Genomic DNA, 260 nt, shown 5'->3' with positions numbered 1-260 from the left:
CCATCTAGGTGTGTGCCTGTCGGAGTTGCCGGACGGTGTCGGTGCCGGCCGGGTCGGGGGTGTGCGGGGTGCCGGGGTCGCCGTGGCAGTGGGCGCCGGCCGTGCCGAGCGCGTCCATCGTGTCGCCGGTTCCGACCACGACCAGGCGGCCGCGGACGCGCAGTACATCGACGTCGGTCTGGTACAGCTCGGACAGCACCGCCGAGGTCATCACCTCGTCCGGGGTGCCGATCCGGAACTTCCCGTCGACGAGGTAGAGC

The 260-nt window shown here is 71.5% G+C and carries 1 pseudogene; it reads right to left on the bottom strand.

The window, feature by feature from the left end:
* Window positions 1-4: 4 nt before the first annotated feature.
* A pseudogene (locus CUZ56_RS15160) lies at window positions 5-260 on the bottom strand (hypothetical protein); the annotation flags it as partial.

It is taken from the genome of Saezia sanguinis (genome assembly GCF_003991585.1).
GTDB lineage: Bacteria > Pseudomonadota > Gammaproteobacteria > Burkholderiales > Burkholderiaceae_C > Saezia > Saezia sanguinis.
This window is presented reverse-complemented; position numbering and strand designations above follow the sequence as displayed.